We start from the raw sequence: 3028 nt of genomic DNA on the forward strand, positions 1-3028 counted from the left end.
GGCGGCCGACCGCCGCAGGGTGGTCGTCGGCCGTACGCTCCCGTCCGCCCGGCGCAGGAACAAGAAGGGTTGACGCAGCGATGCTCCGCCGTACGTTCTGGTTCACCGCGGGCGCCGCAGCCGGCGTCTGGGCCACCACCAAGGTCCACCGCAAGCTCAGGCAGCTCACTCCGGAGAGCCTCGCCGCCCAGGCGGCGAACAAGGCGATCGACGCCGGGCACAAGGTGAGGGAATTCGCTGTTGACGTGAGAGCGGGCATGGCGCGGCGCGAAGCCGAGCTGGGCGAGGCACTGGGCCTGGAGGCGCCGGTCGACCGCGCGCTTCCCGCTCCCCGGCGGCTGGCCGCCATCGAACACACCGAACGCACCGGGACCACGCACCGTACCGGAACCACACACTCCTACAACCCGCACAACCGGAATGAGGACCACTGATGGAGTCGGCCGAAATCCGCCGCCGCTGGCTGAGCTTCTTCGAGGAGCGCGGGCACACCGTCGTGCCTTCGGCGTCGCTCATCGCGGACGACCCGACTCTGCTGCTGGTCCCGGCCGGCATGGTGCCCTTCAAGCCGTATTTCCTCGGCGAGGTCAAGCCGCCCGCGCCGCGCGCCACCAGCGTCCAGAAGTGTGTCCGTACGCCGGACATCGAAGAGGTCGGCAAGACCACCCGGCACGGCACCTTCTTCCAGATGTGCGGCAACTTCTCCTTCGGCGACTACTTCAAGGAAGGCGCCATCACCTACGCCTGGGAGCTGCTCACCACTCCCGTGGCCGACGGTGGATACGGGCTCGATCCCGAGCGGCTGTGGATCACCGTCTATCTGGACGACGACGAGGCCGAGCAGATCTGGCGGGAGAAGATCGGCGTACCGGCCGAGCGCATCCAGCGGCTGGGCAAGAAGGACAACTTCTGGTCGATGGGCGTCCCCGGGCCCTGCGGTCCCTGCTCGGAGATCAACTACGACCGAGGCCCCGAGTTCGGCATCGAGGGCGGCCCGGCCGTCAACGACGAGCGGTATGTGGAGATCTGGAACCTGGTCTTCATGCAGTACGAGCGCGGCGAGGGCACCTCGAAGGAGGACTTCGAGATCCTCGGCGACCTGCCGTCCAAGAACATCGACACGGGTCTCGGCCTCGAACGTCTCGCCATGATCCTTCAGGACGTACAGAACATGTACGAGACCGACACCCTGCGGGTGGTCATGGACAAGGCCACCGAGCTCACCGGAGTGCGGTACGGCTCCGACCACACCACCGATGTCGCGCTGCGTGTGGTGGCCGACCATATCCGTACCTCCGTGATGCTCATCGGTGACGGAGTCACACCGGGCAACGAGGGACGCGGCTATGTGCTGCGCCGCATCATGCGCCGTGCCATCCGCAATATGCGTCTGCTCGGCGCCACGGAACCGGTCGTCGCCGATCTCGCCGATGTCGTGATCAAGACGATGGGACAGCAGTACCCGGAGCTGGAGACCGACCGCCGGCGTATCGAGACCGTGGCCGTCGCCGAGGAGGCCGCCTTCCTCAAGGCCCTCAAGGGCGGTACGAACATCCTCGACACGGCCGTCACCGAGACCAAGGCCGCGGGCGGCGCGATCCTCTCCGGCGACAAGGCCTTTCTGCTCCATGACACCTGGGGCTTCCCGATCGACCTCACCCTGGAGATGGCCGCCGAGCAGGGCCTGTCCGTGGACGAGGACGGTTTCCGCCGGCTGATGAAGGAGCAGCGCGACCGGGCCAAGGCCGACGCCAAGGCCAAGAAGTCCGGCCACGCCGATCTCTCCGCGTACCGCTCGGTCGCCGACGACAGCGGCACCACCGAGTTCACCGGCTACACCGCCACCGAGGGCGAGTCCACGATCGTCGGACTGCTGGTCGACGGTGTGCCCTCGCCCGCCGCCACCGAGGGCGACGAGGTCGAGATCGTCCTCGACCGCACGCCCTTCTACGCCGAGGGCGGCGGCCAGCTCGCCGACCAGGGCCGGATCAGGCTCGACACCGGTGCGGTCGTGCAGGTGCGCGATGTCCAGCAGCCGGTGCCCGGAGTCTCCGTGCACAAGGGATCCGTGCAGGTCGGCGAGGTGACGGTGGGCGCCTCCGCCTATGCCGCCATCGATCTGAACCGCCGCCGCGCCATCGCCCGTGCCCACAGCGCCACCCACCTCACACACCAGGCGCTGCGCGACGCCCTCGGCCCGACGGCCGCCCAGGCCGGTTCCGAGAACTCGCCGGGCCGCTTCCGCTTCGACTTCGGTTCGCCCGCCGCCGTACCCGGCACGGTCCTGCTCGATGTCGAGCAGAAGATCAATGAGGTCCTCGCCCGGGAGCTGGATGTCCACGCCGAGGTGATGGGCATCGACGAGGCCAGGAAGCAGGGCGCCATCGCCGAGTTCGGCGAGAAGTACGGCGAGCGGGTCCGGGTGGTCACCATCGGCGACTTCTCCAAGGAGCTCTGCGGCGGTACGCATGTCCGCAACACGGCCCAGCTCGGTCTGGTGAAGCTGCTCGGCGAGTCCTCGATCGGCTCGGGCGTACGGCGTATCGAGGCCCTGGTCGGTGTCGACGCGTACAGCTTCCTGGCCAAGGAGCACACCGTCGTCGCCCAGCTCCAGGAGCTGGTCAAGGGCCGCTCGGAGGAACTGCCCGAGAAGATCTCCGGGATGCTCGCCAAGCTCAAGGACGCCGAGAAGGAGATCGAGAAGTTCCGCGCCGAGAAGGTTCTCGCCGCCGCCGCCGGGCTGGCCGCGAGTGCCATTGACGTACGCGGCACGGCTCTGGTCACCGGACAGGTCCCGGACGGCACCTCGGCCGACGATCTGCGCAAGCTGGTCCTCGATGTCCGCGGCCGGCTGGACCAGCAGTCCGGGGCCGCCGACCGGCCGGCCGTCGTGGCCCTGTTCACCACGGCCAACGGGCGTCCGCTGACGGTCATCGCCACCAACGAGGCCGCTCGCCGACGTGGTCTCAAGGCCGGTGACCTGGTCCGTACCGCCGCCAAGACGCTCGGCGGCGGCGGTGGCGGCAAG

At 68.7% G+C, this 3028-nt stretch carries 2 protein-coding genes; both read left to right on the top strand.

The window, feature by feature from the left end:
* Positions 1-80 precede the first annotated feature (80 nt).
* Positions 81-434: a hypothetical protein gene (locus tag GA0115259_RS35460; protein WP_093604483.1), complete on the top strand. Its 354-nt coding sequence runs from the start codon at positions 81-83 to the stop codon at positions 432-434.
* Positions 434-3028, top strand: a 2595-nt coding sequence (alaS, locus tag GA0115259_RS35465) for an alanine--tRNA ligase (RefSeq protein WP_093604485.1), incomplete at its 3' end; no start/stop codon positions are given. The genes GA0115259_RS35460 and alaS, both read left to right, overlap by 1 nt.

It is taken from the genome of Streptomyces sp. MnatMP-M17 (genome assembly GCF_900091995.1).
Lineage (GTDB): Bacteria > Actinomycetota > Actinomycetes > Streptomycetales > Streptomycetaceae > Streptomyces.